This window comes from Actinotalea sp. (assembly GCF_035443605.1).
In the GTDB taxonomy this organism is placed as follows: domain Bacteria; phylum Actinomycetota; class Actinomycetes; order Actinomycetales; family Cellulomonadaceae; genus Actinotalea.
Window position 1 is genome coordinate 50730 of the sequence record NZ_DAORSQ010000002.1, and the last position, 17847, is coordinate 68576.

The window sequence follows — 17847 nt, forward strand, 5'->3', positions numbered from 1 at the left end:
GGCGGCAGCGCGCACGACGGCGGTGACGCGCACGACGGCGGTGACGCGCACGACGGCGGTGCCCGCACCACGGTGCCCGCCGCATGCCTGGCACTGTCCACGTCCTGGCGCAACGACGCGGCGGTGCTCGAGGCAGCGAACCTGCTGGCCGCGCCCCTCCGGGCGGCCGAGGGGGCCGCAGGGATCGCCCTGCCCGTGCTCCGGCCGGGCCCGGCGGCGGGCCGCGGCGAGGTGCTCGCCGCCTACCTCGACACCGACGCCGACGAGGCGCGGGCCGTCGCGCAGTTCGTCGCCCAGCGGCGCACGGCGCTCGCCGACCAGCGGGGGGCGGGCGCGCCCGTCACGGCAGCGGTGCTGTGCCGCAAGCGGTCGCAGGTCCCGATGCTCGAGCACGCGCTGCTCGAGGCGGGGCTCCCGGTCGAGGTGGTCGGCCTGGGTGGCCTGCTCAGCACCCCGGAGGTGGTCGACCTCGTGGCCGCGCTGCAGGCCACGCACGACCCGTCCCGCGGGGACGCGCTCATGCGCCTGCTCACCGGGCCGCGCGCGCGGCTCGGCCTGGCCGATCTCCACGCGCTCGCCGACTGGTCGGCCGAGCACTCCGGCCCGGCCCGGCGGCCCGGCGCACCGGGCGGTCCACCGCGCCCCGCGCCCGGCGCAGACTCGCTCGAGGCGGACGTCGTCGACGAGCGCAGCATCGTCGACGCCCTGGACGCGCTGCCCGCCCTGCAGTGGCGCAGCCGCAACGACCGGGGCCTGTCCGAGGCCGGTCACCGCCGGCTCGGGGACCTTGCCGCCGTGCTGCGCACCCTGCGGGCCCACACGTTCCTTCCGGTGGTCGACGTCGTCGCCCAGGCCGAGCGGCTGCTCGGTCTCGACGTCGAGGTCGCCGTCGGGCCGGCGGCCCCGGCCACGGCACGAGCGCACCTGGACGCCTTTCGTGCGGTCGCCGCGGCCTTCGACGCCGACGAGGGCGGAACCCTCGGGGCGTTCCTGGCCTGGCTCGACGCCGCAGCGGTCGAGGAGCGCGGCCTCGAGGCGCCGGTGGGCGAGGTGGACCCGTCGGCCGTCCAGATCCTCACGGTGCACGCGGCCAAGGGGCTCGAGTGGGACGTCGTCGCGGTGCCGGGGATGGTCCGGGGGACCTTCCCGACGTCGGCATCGCCGCGCGGCTGGGTCAAGGACCACGGCGCGCTGCCCACCCGCCTGCGCGGTGACCGTGACTCGTTGCCCGACGTCGACCTCGTCGGCACGGTCCAGCGGGCGGAGCTCGTCACGCGGCTGGCCGACTACCTGGCAGCTGTCGACGCCCACCACCTCGGCGAGGAGCGCCGCCTGGCCTACGTCGCGCTCACCCGCGCCCGCCACCACCTGCTGCTCAGCGGCTCGTGGTGGAACGAGCGGGTCAAGCCGTACCCGCCGTCGGTCTTCCTCACCGATGTCCACGAGGTCGCCGAGGAGCTCGGCTGGGTCCCCGAGCCCGGTGACGAGCGGCCGGAGCAGGCGGACGTCGAGGCACCGGTCTGGCCGCCGGTGCACCCGCTCGGCGAGGCGCGTCATGCACGGCTGGCCCGGGCGGCCGCCGCGGTCCGCGCCGCGGTGAGCCCAGGCGCCGGCGACGCCGGGACCACCGGTCGTGGCGCCGCCGGGACCATGGCCGGCATGCCCACGCCGAGCGAGGTCCGGGCGACACCGGCGGTGGCGGGCTCGACCCTCGCCGAGGTCACGGAGCTGCTGCTCGACGAGCGGCGTCGCGGCAGCGCCGAACGCACGACCGTGCCGGTGCCGGCCCACCTGTCGACGTCCGCCGTGGTCCGGCTCGCGGACGACCGCGAGGGGTTCGCCCTCGCGCTGCGCCGCCCTGTGCCGCTCGCGCCCTCGACGGTGGCGCGGCGCGGCACGGCCTTCCACGCGTGGGTCGAGCGGTACTTCGGCGCGGCGTCCCTGGTGGAGGTCGACGCGCTGCCGGGCGCGGACGACGACGCCGTGGCGGCGGACGTCGACCTCGCCGCGCTGCGCGATCGCTTCCTCGCCTCGCCGTGGGCCGGGCGCACCCCGATCGCGGTCGAGGTGGACGTCGAGACCCCGGTGGGCGGCGTGGTCATCCGCTCGCGGATCGACGCGGTCTTCGCCGAGCCGGACGGCGGTGTCGTGGTGGTGGACTGGAAGACCGGACGCCCACCCACCGACCCGGCGACCCGGCGCACCCGCGCACTCCAGCTCGCGGTGTACCGGGTCGCCTGGTCGCGGTGGACCGGGCTGCCGCTCGAGCGGGTGCGCGCGGCGTTCTTCTACGTCGCCACCGGCGAGACGGTCAGCCCGCCGGAGCTGGACCTGGCCCAGATCGAGGCGGCGCTCGCCGGACCGTAGGCCTACCGGGCCAGCGCGACATCCGTGGTCAGCTCGACGTTGGCCCACAGCTCGTACCCGAGCACCTCGAGCCGGTCGATGAGGGCGCGCCGTACGCGATCCTCACCGGACACGTCCCAGGCCCCGGCCGGCACGACGAAGTCCACCTCGACGTACACGCGCTCGCCGAGCTTGGTGGCACGCACGAACGGGTCGGCGAGTCCGAACTCCGCCCGCACCTCGAGGATGGCGGCGTCGAGGGCAGCCGCGACGTCTGGCGGGGGCGCTGCCTCGAGGAGCTCGAGCCCAGCGCCGTGGAGCAGTCGCAGCGGGATCGCCACGAGCAGGCCGCAGGCCACGAGCACCAGCACGGGGTCGAGGTAGCGCAGGGCCTCCTCGGGGGCCCACCGGCCCAGCACGAGCGCCAGGGCGGCGCCCAGCGTGTACACCGCGCTGAGCAGGGCGCCGGCGCGCCACTGCGCCACCTCCGCGGCGACGAGCTCCGAGGCCGGCGCACGGTGCGTGAGCCACCGGCTCACGCCGTAGGAGCATGCCAGCGAGATCAGCCCGTAGAGCGCGACCGTCCCGGCGGCGACGTCGGACCCGCCGGCCACGATGATCGCGACGGCGTCGGCGGCGGCGTAGACGAGCGTGCCGAGCAGCGCGGCGCCCTGGATCGCGATGGCGAGCGGCGTCACGGCCTGCTTGCCGAACGGGAACCGCGCGGAGGGCGCGGAGTCGGCCGTCCGCGCGGCCATGAGAGAGAGGCCGGACAGCACGATGCCGAGCAGGATGAACACCCCGTCGAAGAGCAGCACGCGGGACTGCGCCGCGATGCCCCAGCCGAGCGCGAGGACGCCCAGGACGGCGGCGGCCAGGATCGACCCGACGAGGGCGCGCCGCTCCCGGCCCCGCCCGCTGACGGGCTGCGGCGCGGACGGTGTCGAAGCCATGAGGTGCCTCTTCCCGGGCGTGGATGCGGGCCGAGCGGCGAGGTGCCGCCAGGGATAGGGTCGAGACGGCAAGGACGCCCCGTCATGAGATTCAACAGGAGAATCCGTGGAACAGCTGCTCAGCGTGCTCAACGACCAGGAGCGCGACCTCGTCCGCGAGACGGAACCGGCCCGGATGGATGTCCTCGACGAGGACGAGCTGATCTCGCTGCACTCGCGCGTGCGACGCGCCCGCACCAAGCACCAGAAGAACTACCGCCGCCGTGCCAGTGCCGGGGTGCAGGAGCACGGCGGCCGCGGGAAGTCGCGGCCGAAGAACACCCGCGCCGCCCAGAAGGCAGAGGTGTTCGAGGAGGTGCTCGCCCGGGTGAGCGCCCGGCTCGAGGTGGTGGCGCGGCAGTCGGCGCAGGAGCTCAAGGAGCAGCGGCTCGCCGCAGCGCAGGCCAACCGGTCCACCGGCCCCGACAGCGGGTCGCCCGGTGAGCCGGACGCCGCCGACGCGGGGCTGGCGCGCACGCACAAGAAGACCACGGGCGGGACGAAGCGGGACGCCTCGTCCCAGGCCGCGGGCGCGAAGCGGCAGGCCAGGCGCGACAGCCGGTAGCCGGCCGGTCAGCGCCCCTGCTCGTCCTCGGTGAAGCCGTCGAGTCCTTCGGTGCCGGGGGCGGGCCGCTGGTCCGGCGCCGCGTCCTCCGCAGGGGCGTCGTCCTCCGTGTCCCCGGAGTCCCCGAGATCGTCGGAGCCGTCGGAGCCGTCGGAGCCGTCCGAGACCGCTGGCTCCTTGGAGCCCTTGGAGCCCTCGGAGCCCTCGGAGCCCTCTGGCTCCTCGGGGGCCTCGGAGACGGCCGAACCGGCTGGGGCGGGCTCCTCGTCCCAGCCCGCCTCGTCGAACCCGTCCGCACCGCCGTCGGGCGCGCCGTCCTCACCCTCGCCCTCGTCGGGCGCCTCGTCCTCGGCCGCGGCCTCCTCGAACCCATCCCGGCCGTCCGCGGCGTACGACGCCTCGGGCTCCGCCACCCCCAGGTGCTCCTCGAGCTCGCGCAGCATGCCGGCTGCGTCGTCGACGATCGCCGGGTCCCCGATCCGCACGCCGTGCAGCAGCCAGCGGGCCACCGCGAGCTCCCCGGCCAGCAGCGCGCGCGAGGCGAGGTGCTGGTCGCGCATCTCGGTGCGGCGCAGGTGGTACGCCTCGAGGATCGGGTCCACCGCCTCCTCGGGGGCGGCGACGAGCAGCCACGCAAGGTCGTCCGCGGGGTCGGCCACCTTGGCCTCGGACCAGCCGAGCAGCGCCACCGGCTCGTCGGCCGAGCACAGCACGTGCTCCGCCGACAGGTCACCGTGCACCACGGTGGGCCGGAACCGCCACAGGGCGACGTCCTCGAGCGCGCGCTCCCAGCGCCGCAGCAGGGCCGCGGGCACCAGCCCGGTGCGCGCGGCCTCGTCGACCTCGGACAGCCGTCGTCTGCGGTAGGCCTCGGCCTCGTAGACCGGCAGCCCCGCGTCCTCGATCATCGAGGCGGGCAGCTCGTGCAGCGCGGCGATCGCGCGGCCCAGCGCGGCGGCAAGGCCAGGCCCGGGGCCGAGCAGCTCCAGGCGCAGCGGGCGGCCGCCGAGCTGGCGGTGGACCACCACGCGCCCGCCCTCGGGCAGCGGCACGAATCCCTCCGGCCGCGGCACGTCGAACGGCAGCCGTCCGGCGTCCACGTGGCCGACGAGCCCCTCGAGCAGGGCGACCTCGGCCTCCAGTGCAGCCCCGGCCGTCGAGTCCTGCGGGGCGCGGACCACCCAGCGGCCGCCCTCGGCGTCGAGGACGACGGCAGCGTCGATGCCGGGACCCGGGTGCGCGGAGCGACGCACGTCGAACGCATCCAGGCCGGGGACGGCGACCGTCGCGAGAGCGGCGAGGGCGAGCGGGGACCGGGGCACGGGATCACGGTAGGCGCCCGTGCCGCGTGGGGCGCGTCCCACGCCGGGCGTGTCCGCATCCCGCTCGCGGCTGGACCTACGGTGTCGGGGTGGACTGGACCCGCCTGCCCCTCGCCCGTGCCGCCGTCGACCGCGCCGCGCACCGCCGCGGCCCGGAGGCCATCGCCGCCGCATGGCAGCACCCGGGTACCCGCGTGCTGCTGCTCGCGGGCGGCCTGCTCGCCACCCGCACGGACGACGACGGCGTCCGGCTCGACCTGCGTGCGCCCGAGGGCCTGCCGGGCCTGGGCCCGGTCGCGGCCACCGCAGACGCCGCCGCGCCGGAGCCCCCCGCACCCGGCACGACCGCACCCGGCACGCGCGCTGCGCCCGACGCGCTGATCCTTTTCCTCGGGGAGTCGCCCGACGGCGCCGCGTTCCTGGCCCTGGCCGTCGACGACGTCGTGGTCCTCGAGGCGGCGGTGCTGGCGGCGGCGGGTCCCGTGCTCGCGGGCGTGGACCCGACGGCGCTCGACCCCGCCTGGGGCGACCCGACCGGCGCCACCGGGCCGCAGTGGTCGAGCCTGCGCGACGTGGGCCACCGCCTCACGGACCGCGACGCGGGGCTCGCCGCGACCGCCGTCGGGCTCGCCGCCTGGCACGAGCGGCACCCGCGGTGCGCACGGTGCGGCGCGGCGACCGTCCCGGCCCAGGCGGGCTGGACGCGGGTGTGCACCGTCGACGGGTCGGACCACTACCCGCGCACCGACCCCGCCGTGATCATGGCGGTGCTCGACGACGACGACCGCCTGCTGCTGGGCCACGCCGCGCACTGGCCCGAGCGCCGGTTCTCGACGCTGGCCGGGTACGTCGAGCCGGGGGAGAGCGTCGAGTCCGCGGTGCGCCGCGAGGTGGCGGAGGAGGTCGGCGTGGGCGTCGGCGACGTCGTCTACCGCGGCAGCCAGCCGTGGCCGTTCCCCGCGTCGCTCATGCTCGCCTTCGTGGCGCGGGCGACGTCCACCCCGATCACGGTCGACGGCGTCGAGGTCACCGAGGCGCGCTGGTTCACGCGCGCGGAGCTCGCGTCCGACGTGGCGTCTGGCGAGGTGCTGCTGCCCATGCGCACGTCGGTGGCGCGCGCGCTCATCGAGGAGTGGTTCGGCGGGCCGCTGGGTTCGGCCCCGGTCGCCCCGGTCGCCCCGGTCCCCACGGCATGAGCCGGGCAGGCCGGGCGGCCGACGGGTGTCGGCCGTTGCTGCGAGACTGGCGGCGATGTCCGCCGACCAGCTCCTCCAGGCCCTCGACCCGGACCAGCGCGAGGTGGCGCTGGCGCTCACCGGGCCCGTCTGCGTGCTCGCCGGCGCGGGGACGGGCAAGACGCGCGCCATCACGCACCGGATCGCCTACGGGGTTCGCACGGGCACGTACCCCGCCACGAGCGTGCTGGCGGTGACGTTCACAGCCCGCGCCGCGGGCGAGATGCGCACCCGGCTGCGGGACCTCGGCGTCGCCGGCGTGCAGGCGCGCACGTTCCACGCCGCTGCGCTGCGCCAGCTGTCCTTCTTCTGGCCCAAGGTGGTCGGCGGAGCCCCGCCACGGATCCTCGACCACAAGGCGCCCGTCGTCGCCGACGCGGCCTCCCGGCTGGGCCTGCGCGTGGACCGGCTGAGCGTCCGCGACCTCGCCTCGGAGATCGAGTGGTCCAAGGTCAGCCTCGTCACCGCGGACGACTACGTGCGCGCCGCGACGGCGACGGACCGGCCGCCGCCGGCGGGCTACGACCGCGCCACCGTCGCCCGCCTCATCTCGGCCTACGAGCAGGCGAAGGACGACCGCGGGGTGATCGACTTCGAGGACGTCCTGACGATGCTCGGCACCATGCTCGAGACCCACCGCGACATCGCGGAGCAGGTGCGGGCCCAGTACCGCCACTTCGTCGTGGACGAGTACCAGGACGTCTCGCCGGCCCAGCAGTACCTGCTCGACCAGTGGCTGGGCGGTCGGCACGAGCTCTGCGTCGTCGGCGACCCGAGCCAGACCATCTACTCGTTCACCGGGGCCACGCCGCACCACCTGCTGACGTTCACCGAGAAGCACCCCGGTGCCCGTGTCGTGCGCCTCGTGCGCGACTACCGCTCCACGCCCCAGGTGGTGGGACTGGCCAACCGCCTGCTCAGCGGGGGGCCGCGAGGCCGGCGCCAGCCCGGCGCGCTCGAGCTCATCGCCCAGCGACCGTCCGGGCCGCCGGTGGCCATGACGTCCTATCCGGACGACGAGGCCGAGGCCGCAGCCGTCGCTGCGCGGATCGGCCGCCTCGTCGCCGCCGGGACGCCGGCGCGCGAGTGCGCCGTGCTGTACCGGACCAACGCGCAGTCCGAGGCGTACGAGCAGGCGCTGGCCGACGCCGGGATCGGGTACCTCGTGCGGGGCGGTGAACGGTTCTTCAGCCGCCCGGAGGTCCGCGCCGCGGTGCTGCTCCTGCGGGGTGCTGCGCGGTCGATGGCCGACGTCCCGCTCGGCGAGGCGGTCCGCGACGTCCTGGCCTCCGCCGGGTGGAGCCCGGTCCCGCCGGCCGCCCGCGGCGCCGTGCGCGAGCGCTGGGACGCGCTGGCTGCGCTCGTGCAGCTCGCGGACGACCTCGCCGTGCGGCTCGCCCCACCGGGCGCGGCCGGCGGCCCGGTGGACGGTGCGGGCGACGGCGACGGCGACCCGGCCACCGGCGCGACCCTCGTGGGGCTGGTCGCCGAGCTCGACGAGCGCGCCGCGGCCCAGCACGCGCCGTCGGTCGACGGCGTGACCCTCGCCTCGTTGCACGCCGCCAAGGGCCTGGAGTGGGACGCGGTCTTCCTCGTCGGGATGAGCGAGGGCCTCATGCCCATCTCGCTCGCGGAGACCGACGCCGCGCTCGCCGAGGAGCGTCGGCTGCTCTACGTCGGCGTGACCCGCGCCCGCGAGCACCTGCAGCTGAGCCACGCGCGGGCCCGCAACCCCGGTGGCCGCGCGACCCGCCGTCGGACGCGGTTCCTCGACGGGATCTGGCCGGACGAGTCGCCGACGCGCCGCTCGCCGTCCGACGCCGGTCTGCGCCGCCACCCTCGCCCGCTCGAGGAGGGTGCCGGTGACGCGGACCCGGAGCTGCTCGAGGCGCTGCGCACGTGGCGCACCCAGGTGGCCACCGAGACCGACAAGCCGGCCTTCACCGTGCTGCTCGACGGCCCCCTGACGGATGTCGCGCGGACCAGGCCGGCGAGCGTCGCCGACCTGGCCCGGATCCGCGGGATCGGCCCGGCAAAGATCGACCGCCACGGGGCCGCGCTGCTGGCGATCGTGGCCGGTCACCGGGTGCCCTGAACGGCGCGCGGAACTCGTCATCGATATTCGGTTGTGCTGCCTCGCGGGACGGGCCTACTGTCGTTCCCGTCCTTGTTGGAGGCCGGGCTGAAGAAGCCTGGGCCTGGAGCGGAAGGGAGGTGGGTCACCTGATGAAGACGATGTCGGATCTCGACGCGAACGCGATGTTCGCCGTGCCGCGAGTCACAGCACCCACCCCTGGTCTGCTCCAGGGGAGTGGTCTGCTCGCAGCCGGCACCGCATCGCGGTACCGCATCGGGCGCTCCACCACCGAGCCCGACTCCGCACGGCAGGTCCTCACGGTCTGACCGACCATGAGGCCACCAGGCCGCGGAGTCCCCTCGGGACCCGCGGCCTTCGTTCTGCTCCGTCCTTCGACGGTCAGCGCAGGTCCGCCGTCCCGGCACCGACCAGCTGACCATCGCAAGGCACAGGAGGACATCGTGCGGCTCACGACGCTGCTCGACATGATCGACCAGGGCGGCTCCGGTCCGTGGCTCACCCCGTCCACGGACTCGGCACCCGCATCGACCCCCGGCTCGGCCGGCACCACATCGCCCACCCTCCCGCTGGAGTCGGAGGCCTTCGACCAGCTCGTCGCGAGCCTCATCCCGTGCCGTGCCTACGACGCGGAGCTCTGGTTCGCCGAGCGCGCAGACGAGGTCGAGCAGGCCAAGGCCCTGTGCCAGCAGTGCCCGGTCCGCGCGGGGTGCCTCGCCGGCGCGATCGAGCGTGCCGAGCCGTGGGGCGTGTGGGGCGGCGAGGTGTTCATCGGCGGGGTGGTCGTCCCGCGCAAGCGCGGGCGCGGACGGCCCCGCAAGGACGAGTCCACGGCCGCATGACACCGCGGCCCGTGTTTCAGCGGACCGCGGCTCGGCGACCCACCACGGCCCCGCACCGGCACAGCCGGTGCGGGGCCCAGGTCGTGCGGGTGGGCAGCGCCGCGGGCAGGGCCACCTCGAGGGCTGCGTCGTGCACCACGGCGGGGCGCCCGTCCACGTGCGCGAGCACCTGCGCCGCGGCGATCGCCGCCCCGGTCGCAGCGAGCAGGGTCTCCTCGCCGCGTGCGCGGCCGGCCGCGGCGCTCGCGAGCTGGGCCGCGAGGCGCGGCCAGGTGGGGTCGCGGTCCGTGCGGTGCAGGTCGACGCAGCGCAGGCACGCGGTCCGGCCGGGCAGCACCAGCGGACCCACGAGCACCGAGGCCTCGCGCAGCACGACGGACAGGTGCGGCTGACCGGCGGTCAGGAGGGCGTCGTAGCGCACCGGGTCAGCGGCTGCGGTCTCGACGAGCACCACGAGGTCGACCGGCCCGGTGCCGGCGGTGCCCGTGCGAACCCGCGGGCCGGCGTCGCGCACGGCCCTGCCGACGGCGGCGGGGCGAGGGATGCCGACGTCGCCGCTGGTCAGCCCGCCGAACCCCACCTCATGGGCCGTGACGGTCCCCGGGTCGCCGAGCTCGAGCAGGCCGATCCCCGCCGTGGCCAGCGTCGCGGACAGCGCCGCGCCGAGGCGGCCCAGCCCCTCCACCCGCACGCGTGCCGTGGCGCGCCGGCCGGCGACGGTCGCCGGATCGCCGTCGGCGTCGAGCAGCGCCCAGGCCTGCTGGTCGGCCGCTGTCAGCGTGCACCGGGCGACGGGCCGGTGCTCGTGGACCAGCAGGCGGGCCGCGCGCAGGTGCGCCAGGACGGCGTCGACCTCGGCGTCGTCGACGTCCTCGGAGCCGAGCGCCGCGCGGAGCTCGCGCTCGCCGGCGCCGGCGGGGGCTCCGGCCAGTGCGCGGGCTGCGGACGGGCTGAGGTCGGTCAGGGCCACGGCCCAGCGGGGGTCGGTGCCGACCTGCACCTCGGTGGGCCCGCGCCACAGCACCGTGAGCCCCGCGCGCAGCCGCATGCCCGCACCTCTCCCCGGGACGTCCCGGCCGACCGCGGCAGGCACATCCTGCGCCGCGCGACCAGCCTGGCGCACCGCGCGGGGCCCGCCACGGTTGTCCACAGGGTGGGGCGCCGCAGGGGTGCGCCCGCCCCGGGAGCACGAAAGGCGGCCCCACCAGGGGGCCGCCTCTCGAGAGTGTGCTGGGGCCTGGATCAGGCCTTGCCGAGGATCCGGTTCAGCTTGGTGCCGCAGACGGGGCAGACGCCCTTGGCCATGCGACGACCGTTGGCGACGACGACGTTGCCCTCGGCCTCACGCTTCTCCTTGCACTTCACGCAGTAGAACTCGCCCTTGTAGGTCTCGTCGGCCATGAGGTATCTCCGTTCAGAAGGCTTGCGTGCCGGACGTTGATCGACCGGCCGGCTGGATGAGCCTCGGCCGGTCGGCCGGGCGTCACCGTGCACCGCTCAGCGTAGTGGCCTGCCGGTCCCGCGCCGGACGCGGCGCCCCTCGGCGCGCCGCGTCCGTGCCCGCGGGCCCCGTTGTCGGCGCCGGGGGCTAGCGTGCTGCCGTGCCCGACAACGCGCCCCGCTCGCTCGACGAGGCCGTGACCGCAGCCCTGGAGCAGGTCGAGGTCCGCCGCAGCCGTCGGCGTGTGCGCACCGTGACGGCCTTCCGCGAGGGGGGCCGCATGGTCGTGGCGATCCCCGCCCGGTTCACCCGCGCGCAGGAGCGCGAGTGGGTCCGGGTGATGGTCACCCGCCTCACGGTCCAGGATCAGCGCCGCCGCCCGTCCGACGAGCGGCTCGAGGCGCGCGCCCGCGAGCTGTCCGACCGGTACCTCGGCGGTCGCGCTCGCCCCTCGAGCATCGTGTGGTCCGCCCGGCAGGGCCGGCGCTGGGGGTCCTGCACGCCGGCGGACGGGCGGATCCGGATCTCGACCCGGCTCCAGGGAATGCCAGCCTGGGTGCTCGACTACGTCATCCTGCACGAGCTGGCGCACCTGCTCCACGGCGGGCACGGCCCGGAGTTCTGGGCGTTGGTCGAGGCCTACCCGCGCACGGAGCGGGCGCGCGGGTTCCTCGACGGGCACGCGTTCGCTGTCGACGGCGGGACGCAGGGCGAGGGGGAGCACCAGGACGGCGAGCACGACGACGTTCGCGACGGTGACGATCGCGACAGTGACGCGCTCGACGGCGACGTGGCCACGCACCCCGCCCCCGACGGCCAGCTCTTCTGAGCAGACCGGGCCACCGGCCTCAGTCGGTCGGCGGAGCGTCCTCGCCGAAGATCTCCGCGAGGGCACGGTCGACGTCCGCGTGCGAGGCCGTCGCGGCCGCCCGGCGCGCGGTGTAGCCCTCGGGGCTGTCCAGGTCCTCCGCGGTCGGCAGCAGGTCGGGGTGGTCCCAGACCGCGTCGCGGGCGCCGATGCCACCGTCGGCGGCGATCTGCGCCCACAGGCGTGCGGCGTCCCGCGAGCGGCGGGGCCGCAGCTCGAGACCCACGAGCGTGGCGAAGATGTCCTCCGCAGGACCGCCCGCGGCGCGGCGGCGGCGCATCATCTCGCGCAGCGCGCCCGTGTGCGGCAGGTGCGGGGCCGCCGCGGCGGCGCTGACCTCGTCCACCCAGCCCTCGACGAGGGCCAGTGCGGTCTCCAGCCGCAGCAGGGCCGCCTGCTGGACGGGGGTCGTGCTCATCGCGAAGACGCCACCGGACAGCGCCTCCTGGATCGCGCGGGGATCGGTCGGGTCGATCGCGCGGACGGCCTCCTCGAGCGCGTCGGTGTCGATGGCGATGCCGCGCGCGTACGAGCCGACCGCGCCGAGCAGGTGCCCGCGCAGCCAGCCGACGTGCGTGAAGAGGCGGTCGTGCGCCACCTCGCGCACGGCGAGGAACAGCCGCACCTCGTCGGCCGGGACGTCCAGACCCTCGGCGAACTCGGCGATGTTGCGCGGGACGAGGGCGACGCCCGGGCCGTCCATGAGCGGCACGCCGATGTCGGTGGTGCCGAACACCTCGCGCGACAGCGACCCGACGGCATGGCCCAGCTGCATGCCGAACACCGCGCCGCCCAGCTGGCGCAGCATCGGGCCGGCGCCGCCCTCACCCTCGGCGGTCAGCGCCTCGGGCGCCTGCGCCGCGAGCGCTGCGGCGAGGGCGTCCGCGACGGACAGCGCGACCGGCTCGGCCAGCGTGCGCCAGCGCGGCAGGGTGTGCTCCACCCACTCCGAGCGGCTCCAGGTGCGGACCGGTCCCCCGGCGGGGGGCAGGTCGGTCGCCGGGTCGAGCCAGAGCTCCGCGACCTGGACGGCCGAGGCCACCTCGCGGCGCTGGGCGTCGGCGACCGACGGGTCACCCTGCTCGACGGCGGTCTGCCGGGCGAGGTCGTGCGCCAGGTCCCAGTTCACCGGGCCGGAGCTCGACGTCAGCAGGCGGCGCACCTGGTCGACCATCTGTGCCAGCGCGGCGGGGTCGTCCGGCAGCCCGGCAGCAGCGGCGAGCGCCCCCAGGTCCATCGGCGTGCCGTCGGGGCCCGTCATGCCGCCGATGCCGTTCTCGGACAGCTCGGCGATGACGGCATCGGCATCGGGGCCGAGCAGCTGGCGCAGCAGGGCCTCGAACGGCGCGGGGAGGCCGGGCTCGGGTGGGGGCGTGCTCATGGTGGCTCCTGGGGCACGGTGCGGGGCCTCCCACGGTAGCCACAACCGGTGGGCCGGCGCGGGGTGAACCGGCGCGGTTCGCCCAGGGCGCACCCCGCGGCCCCGTCCGGTGCGGCGCGCGCCCGGGAGGTGAGGGGATGATGTCCCGGTGACCGACACCGACGCCCAGCCCCCGGCGCTCACCGCCCGCGCGATCACGCTGGCCGTCGCCACGGTGGGGACCGCGCTGCTGGTCGCCGCCGCCGGGGCGATGCCCGTGCCGTACGCGATCAGCGGCCCCGGCCCCACGCGCAACACTCTCGGCGAGCAGGACGGCGTCCCGCTCATCGAGATCTCCGGAGCGCCCGTCTTCCCGGCGACGGGGGAGCTGCTGCTCACCACGGTCTCCGTCTCGGGCGGGCCCGACTACCCCGTGACGATCGCGGACGTGGTGCGCGGCTGGGTGGAGCCCGGCCGCACCGTCAGCCCCGTCGAGGAGGTCTTCGCCCCGACGGACTCGCGCGACGAGATCGACGAGCGCAACCAGGCGGCGATGATCTCGTCCCAGGAGAACGCGACCGTCGCGGCGCTCGAGGAGCTCGGCTACGAGGTGCCGACCACGCTGACCATCGCGGACGCCATCGAGGGCAGCGGGGCCGAGGGGGTGGTGCGGGCCGACGACGTCATCGTCGCCGTCGACGGCGCGCCCGTGGTCTCGTTCTCCGAGCTCAGCGCCGCTCTGGACCCGGTGACCCCGGGCGACCCGATCGCGCTGGGGGTGCTCCGCGGCGGCGAGCGCCACGACCTGGACATCACCACGACGGACGACGGCGCGGGGCGCGCCCTCATCGGCGTGCTCGTCGACCCCGTCTTCGACTTCCCGGTGGACGTCACCATCCAGATCGAGGACATCGGCGGGCCCAGCGCCGGGACGATGTTCGCGCTCGGGATCGTCGACCTGCTCACCGAGGAGGACGAGGCCGACGGCGAGGTCATCGCCGGCACCGGCACGATGGACCTCACGGGTGTGGTGGGCCCCATCGGCGGCATCCGGCAGAAGCTTGCCGGTGCGGTCCGCGACGGCGCGACGTGGTTCCTGGCCCCGGCGGACAACTGCGACGAGGTCGTCGGCCACGTGCCCGCCGGCCTGCGCGTGGCGCGGATCGCGACGCTCGCCGAGGCGCGCACGGCGGTGCAGGCGATCGGGGCAGGGACCGCCGACGCGCTGCCCACCTGCGACTGACGCGTCAGCGCAAGGTCGCCGCGACCGCCTCGACGAGGCCCGGGACGAGGTCCGCCGCCCCGGCGACGGACGCGTCGTCGTCGTGCGCCCTGGTCCGCACCGCGCACCAGCTCTCCCCGCTGCGCAGCACCCCGACGGCCAGGCGCACGTCCTGCCGGTCCGGGTGGCCCATGAGGTAGTCCAGGGCGCTGGCGGGGTCGGCCGGCATCGACTCCTCGGCCGCCGGCGGCAGCACCACGCGCTCGACCACCACGGCGGCGCCGTCGACCGTGCCCGGCCAGGACAGCCCGCCGAGCATCCCCTCGAGGTCGTCGGCCGCAGGCAGACCCTCCTGCTCCACGGACGTGAGGTGGTGCGGGTCCTGGCGGGCCAGCGCGACGACGGCGGGTGGCAGCTGATGCGCCAACGCGGGCTCGGCCGCGAGCGCGCGACCGGTCGCGACCAGCGCGAACACCCGCACCGGCCCGTCCCACCCCGCGGCGGCGACGTGCTGCTCGACCTCGTGCACCGCGAAGGCCAGGGCCGTCGTCGCGGGGGACGCCGGCGGCGGGGTCTCGACCGTCGGCGGGGTCTCGGGGTGCTGCGGGGCGGGCGTGGGGGCGTCGGTCACCCCGCCATGGTCCCAGGTCGCCGCGGTCCGTCGCGGGCACGACGTCGCGCCGGGTCGCCGTGGGAGGCGGCGGGCGGCCCGTGCGGGCGCGTGTGGGAACCTGAGGACGTGCGGGCGCGTTCTCCCGCTGACGCCCCTGACGGGGCCGCCGCCCGATGTCCCGAGTCGACGAGGTACCCGTGAGCTTTGCACCGTCCGTCCGCCCCGCCCCCGCCCGCCCGCCCGGTCGCCGCGGCGCGCTGGTGCCGACGATCGCCGTCCTGGCCGTCCTCGGCGTGCTCCTGATGATCGCGGCCCAGGTGTGGACCGAGGTGCTCTGGTACCGCCAGGTCGGGTACCTCGACGTGCTGCGCACGGAGTGGCTGACCCGGATCGCCCTGTTCCTCGCGGGCTTCGTCGTCATGGCGGGCTCGACCTTCGCCGCACTCTCGGTGGCCTACCGGACCCGGCCCGTCTACGCGCCGTCGACCCCGGAGCAGGCGTCGCTGGACCAGTACCGCGAGATGATCGAGCCGCTGCGCAAGCTCGTCATGGTCGGCGCCCCGGCGATGCTGGGCTTCTTCGCGGGGATCGCCGCGTCGGCGCAGTGGGACACGGTGCTGCTCTACGTCAACGGCGGCGACTTCGGCGTCGACGACCCGCAGTACGGCATCGACCTGTCGTTCTTCATATTCGACCTGCCGGCCCTGCGCTTCGTCGTCTCCTTCCTCCTGGCCGTCGCGGTCATCGCCGGCATCGCCGGGATCGCCACCCAGTACCTCTACGGCGGGCTGCGGCTCGGACCGGGCACCGGTGAGCGCACCACCACCGCTGCGCGGGTCCAGCTGGGTGTCACCGCCGCGGTGATCATGCTGCTCATCGGCGCCAACTACTGGCTGGACCGGTACTCCCTGCTGACCAAGTCCGGCGACCGGTTCCAGGGCGCGTCGTACTCCGACGTCAACGCCGTGCTGCCGTCCAAGGCGATCCTCACGGGCGTCGCGGTGCTCGTCGCGATCCTGTTCCTCGTCGCGGCGGTGCGCGGCACCTGGCGGATCCCCATGGTCGGCGTGGGTCTCATGGTGGTCTCCGCGATCGTCATCGGGGGCATCTACCCCGCCGTCGTGCAGCGCTTCCAGGTGGCTCCCAACGAGCAGGAGGCCGAGGCGGAGTTCATCCAGCGCAACATCGACGCGACCAAGGCGGCCTTCGGCATCGACGACGTCGACATCACGTCGTACAACGCGACCCTCGTCGCGGAGCAGGGCGCGCTGCGCGAGGACGCCGAGACCACGGCGAGCATCCGCCTGCTCGACCCCGCGATCGTCAGCCCGTCGTTCCGCCAGCTGCAGCAGAACAAGCAGTACTACGACTTCCCCAACACCCTGTCGGTGGACCGCTACGAGATCGACGGCGAGAGCCGCGACACGGTCATCGCGGTGCGCGAGCTCAACCTCGCCGGCCTCGGCACGGACCAGCGCACGTGGGTCAACGACCACACCGTCTACACCCACGGGTTCGGCGTCGTCGCGGCCTACGGCAACACGACCGGGGCCGACGGTCGGCCCGCCTTCTTCCAGGGCGGCATCCCCTCGACGGGCTCCCTGGGCGAGTACGAGCCGCGGATCTACTTCGGCCAGAGCCTGCCGGACTACTCGATCGTCGGCGCGTCCGATGGCACCACGCCGTGGGAGCTGGACTTCCCGGACGACGCCGCCGGAGGGCAGGTCAACACGACCTTCCCGACCGACGAGGTCGACGCGGGCCCGAGCATCGGCTCGCTGTGGAACAAGCTGCTCTACGCCCTGCGGTTCGGCTCCGAGCAGATCCTGTTCTCCGAGCGCGTCACGGCCGACTCCCAGATCCTCTACGACCGCGACCCGCACGACCGCGTCGCGAAGGTGGCGCCCTTCCTCACGCTCGACTCGCGCGTGTACCCGGCCGTGGTCGACGAGCGCGTGGTGTGGATCATCGACGGGTACACGACGTCGGACTCCTACCCGTACTCGGCCGCCCGCCAGCTCGACGACGTCACCGTCGACGCGCTGACGGCGACGTCGGACACCGTCGCGACGCTGGCCCCGATCGAGGTCAACTACGTGCGCAACTCGGTCAAGGCGACCGTGGACGCGTACTCGGGCGAGGTGACGCTCTACGCGTGGGACACCGAGGACCCGGTGCTGGCCGCCTGGACCTCGGCGTTCCCGACCGCCGTCGAGCCGATGAGCGAGATCAGCGGCGACCTCATGAGCCACCTGCGCTACCCCGAGGACCTCTTCAAGGTGCAGCGCAACCTGCTGGCGACCTACCACGTGAGCGACGCGTCGGAGTACTACTCGGGCCAGGACTTCTGGCGCAACCCGCAGGACCCGATCACGGACTCGCTCACGCAGCCGCCGTACTACCTCACGCTGCAGATGCCCGAGCAGGAGTCGCCGGTCTTCTCCCTGACCTCGACCTTCGTTCCCGGCGGCAACACCGACCGTGAGGTGCTCACGGGCTTCCTCGCCGTGGATGCCGAGCCGGGCAACGAGGCCGGTGTGCGCCGCGAGGGCTACGGCCAGCTCCGCCTGCTCGAGCTGCCCCGCAACTCGACCGTCCCCGGGCCGGGGCAGGTGCAGAACAACTTCGACGCCAGCCCCGAGGTCTCGCAGAACCTCAACCTGCTGCGCCAGGGCTCCTCGACGGTGGTCAGTGGGAACCTGCTGACGCTGCCGGTCGGCGGCGGCCTGCTCTACGTGCAGCCGGTGTACGTGCAGTCCACACAGGGCACGCGGTTCCCGCTGCTGCAGCGGGTGCTCGTCTCCTTCGGTGAGGAGATCGGGTTCGCCGAGACCCTCGACGAGGCGCTGGACCAGGTGTTCGGCGGCGACTCCGGCGTGGACGGCGTGACGCCGGGCGAGGACGCGGAGGAGGTGCCCGACGCGCCCGTCGACGGCGAGGACGGCG

At 75.4% G+C, this 17847-nt stretch carries 15 protein-coding genes; 9 read left to right on the forward strand and 6 right to left on the reverse strand.

What is annotated here, in order from left to right; all coding sequences use genetic code 11:
- The coding region (locus PKY62_RS00625; RefSeq protein ID WP_324533798.1) for a 3'-5' exonuclease at positions 1 to 2367 on the forward strand (2367 nt) is incomplete at its 5' end.
- A gap of 2 nt (positions 2368 to 2369) precedes the next feature.
- On the opposite strand, the gene PKY62_RS00630 is transcribed toward PKY62_RS00625, so the two are convergent.
- A complete protein-coding gene (locus tag PKY62_RS00630; RefSeq protein WP_324533800.1) occupies positions 2370 to 3299 on the reverse strand; it encodes a cation efflux transmembrane domain-containing protein in 930 nt (309 codons plus the stop codon).
- A 106-nt stretch (positions 3300 to 3405) separates the two neighbouring features.
- On the opposite strand from PKY62_RS00630, the gene PKY62_RS00635 reads away from it, so the two are divergent.
- The gene (locus tag PKY62_RS00635) at positions 3406 to 3903 is read left to right on the forward strand and encodes a hypothetical protein (RefSeq protein ID WP_324533803.1); all 498 of its coding nucleotides are present in this window, start codon (positions 3406 to 3408) and stop codon (positions 3901 to 3903) included.
- 8 nt (positions 3904 to 3911) lie between these two features.
- Here PKY62_RS00635 and PKY62_RS00640 read toward each other — a convergent pair whose 3' ends face one another.
- On the reverse strand, positions 3912 to 5225 hold the full coding sequence (locus PKY62_RS00640; RefSeq protein WP_324533805.1) for a phosphotransferase: 1314 nt from the start codon (positions 5223 to 5225) through the stop codon (positions 3912 to 3914).
- An 89-nt stretch (positions 5226 to 5314) separates the two neighbouring features.
- Here PKY62_RS00640 and nudC point away from each other — a divergent pair, with 89 nt between their 5' ends.
- The 4 genes from nudC (at position 5315) to PKY62_RS00660 (ending at position 9397) form a co-directional block, all read left to right on the forward strand.
- Positions 5315 to 6421 (forward strand): NAD(+) diphosphatase, encoded by a 1107-nt coding sequence (gene nudC, locus PKY62_RS00645; protein WP_324533807.1) that lies wholly within the window; start codon positions 5315 to 5317, stop codon positions 6419 to 6421.
- A gap of 55 nt (positions 6422 to 6476) precedes the next feature.
- A complete protein-coding gene (locus tag PKY62_RS00650) occupies positions 6477 to 8555 on the forward strand; it encodes an ATP-dependent helicase (RefSeq protein WP_324533809.1) in 2079 nt (692 codons plus the stop codon).
- A gap of 131 nt (positions 8556 to 8686) precedes the next feature.
- Positions 8687 to 8863: a hypothetical protein gene (locus PKY62_RS00655; RefSeq protein ID WP_324533811.1), complete on the forward strand. Its 177-nt coding sequence runs from the start codon at positions 8687 to 8689 to the stop codon at positions 8861 to 8863.
- 135 nt (positions 8864 to 8998) lie between these two features.
- Entirely contained in the window at positions 8999 to 9397 is a 399-nt protein-coding gene (locus PKY62_RS00660) for a WhiB family transcriptional regulator (RefSeq protein ID WP_324533813.1), read from the forward strand.
- 16 nt (positions 9398 to 9413) lie between these two features.
- Here PKY62_RS00660 and PKY62_RS00665 read toward each other — a convergent pair whose 3' ends face one another.
- Both PKY62_RS00665 and PKY62_RS00670 read right to left on the reverse strand, forming a co-directional pair.
- A complete protein-coding gene (locus tag PKY62_RS00665; RefSeq protein ID WP_324533815.1) occupies positions 9414 to 10445 on the reverse strand; it encodes a thiamine biosynthesis protein ThiF in 1032 nt (343 codons plus the stop codon).
- Positions 10446 to 10639: 194 nt separating this feature from the next.
- The gene (locus PKY62_RS00670; RefSeq protein ID WP_324533816.1) at positions 10640 to 10798 is read right to left on the reverse strand and encodes a DUF5679 domain-containing protein; all 159 of its coding nucleotides are present in this window, start codon (positions 10796 to 10798) and stop codon (positions 10640 to 10642) included.
- Between the two features lie 236 nt (positions 10799 to 11034).
- Between PKY62_RS00670 and PKY62_RS00675 the strand changes: the two genes are divergently transcribed.
- Complete coding sequence (locus PKY62_RS00675; protein WP_502875761.1) at positions 11035 to 11667, forward strand: M48 metallopeptidase family protein; 633 nt, start codon at positions 11035 to 11037, stop codon at positions 11665 to 11667.
- A gap of 19 nt (positions 11668 to 11686) precedes the next feature.
- Here PKY62_RS00675 and PKY62_RS00680 read toward each other — a convergent pair whose 3' ends face one another.
- Complete coding sequence (locus PKY62_RS00680) at positions 11687 to 13087, reverse strand: zinc-dependent metalloprotease (protein WP_324533820.1); 1401 nt, start codon at positions 13085 to 13087, stop codon at positions 11687 to 11689.
- 148 nt (positions 13088 to 13235) lie between these two features.
- Between PKY62_RS00680 and PKY62_RS00685 the strand changes: the two genes are divergently transcribed.
- A complete protein-coding gene (locus tag PKY62_RS00685) occupies positions 13236 to 14309 on the forward strand; it encodes a YlbL family protein (RefSeq protein WP_324533822.1) in 1074 nt (357 codons plus the stop codon).
- A 4-nt stretch (positions 14310 to 14313) separates the two neighbouring features.
- Here PKY62_RS00685 and PKY62_RS00690 read toward each other — a convergent pair whose 3' ends face one another.
- Entirely contained in the window at positions 14314 to 14919 is a 606-nt protein-coding gene (locus PKY62_RS00690; protein WP_502875760.1) for a PPA1309 family protein, read from the reverse strand.
- 179 nt (positions 14920 to 15098) lie between these two features.
- Between PKY62_RS00690 and PKY62_RS00695 the strand changes: the two genes are divergently transcribed.
- Positions 15099 to 17847: UPF0182 family membrane protein (locus PKY62_RS00695; RefSeq protein WP_324533824.1), on the forward strand; the 2749-nt coding region annotated here is incomplete at its 3' end.

What these genes read in the sequence shown, in the direction of transcription:
- PKY62_RS00630 (WP_324533800.1), bottom strand. Translation starts at nt 3,299, where the DNA reads ATGGCTTCGACACCGTCCGCGCCGCAGCCCGTCAGCGGGCGGGGCCGG.
- PKY62_RS00650 (WP_324533809.1), top strand. Translation starts at nt 6,477, where the DNA reads ATGTCCGCCGACCAGCTCCTCCAGGCCCTCGACCCGGACCAGCGCGAG.
- PKY62_RS00655 (WP_324533811.1), top strand. Translation starts at nt 8,687, where the DNA reads ATGAAGACGATGTCGGATCTCGACGCGAACGCGATGTTCGCCGTGCCG.
- PKY62_RS00665 (WP_324533815.1), bottom strand. Translation starts at nt 10,445, where the DNA reads ATGCGGCTGCGCGCGGGGCTCACGGTGCTGTGGCGCGGGCCCACCGAG.
- PKY62_RS00670 (WP_324533816.1), bottom strand. Translation starts at nt 10,798, where the DNA reads ATGGCCGACGAGACCTACAAGGGCGAGTTCTACTGCGTGAAGTGCAAG.
- PKY62_RS00680 (WP_324533820.1), bottom strand. Translation starts at nt 13,087, where the DNA reads ATGAGCACGCCCCCACCCGAGCCCGGCCTCCCCGCGCCGTTCGAGGCC.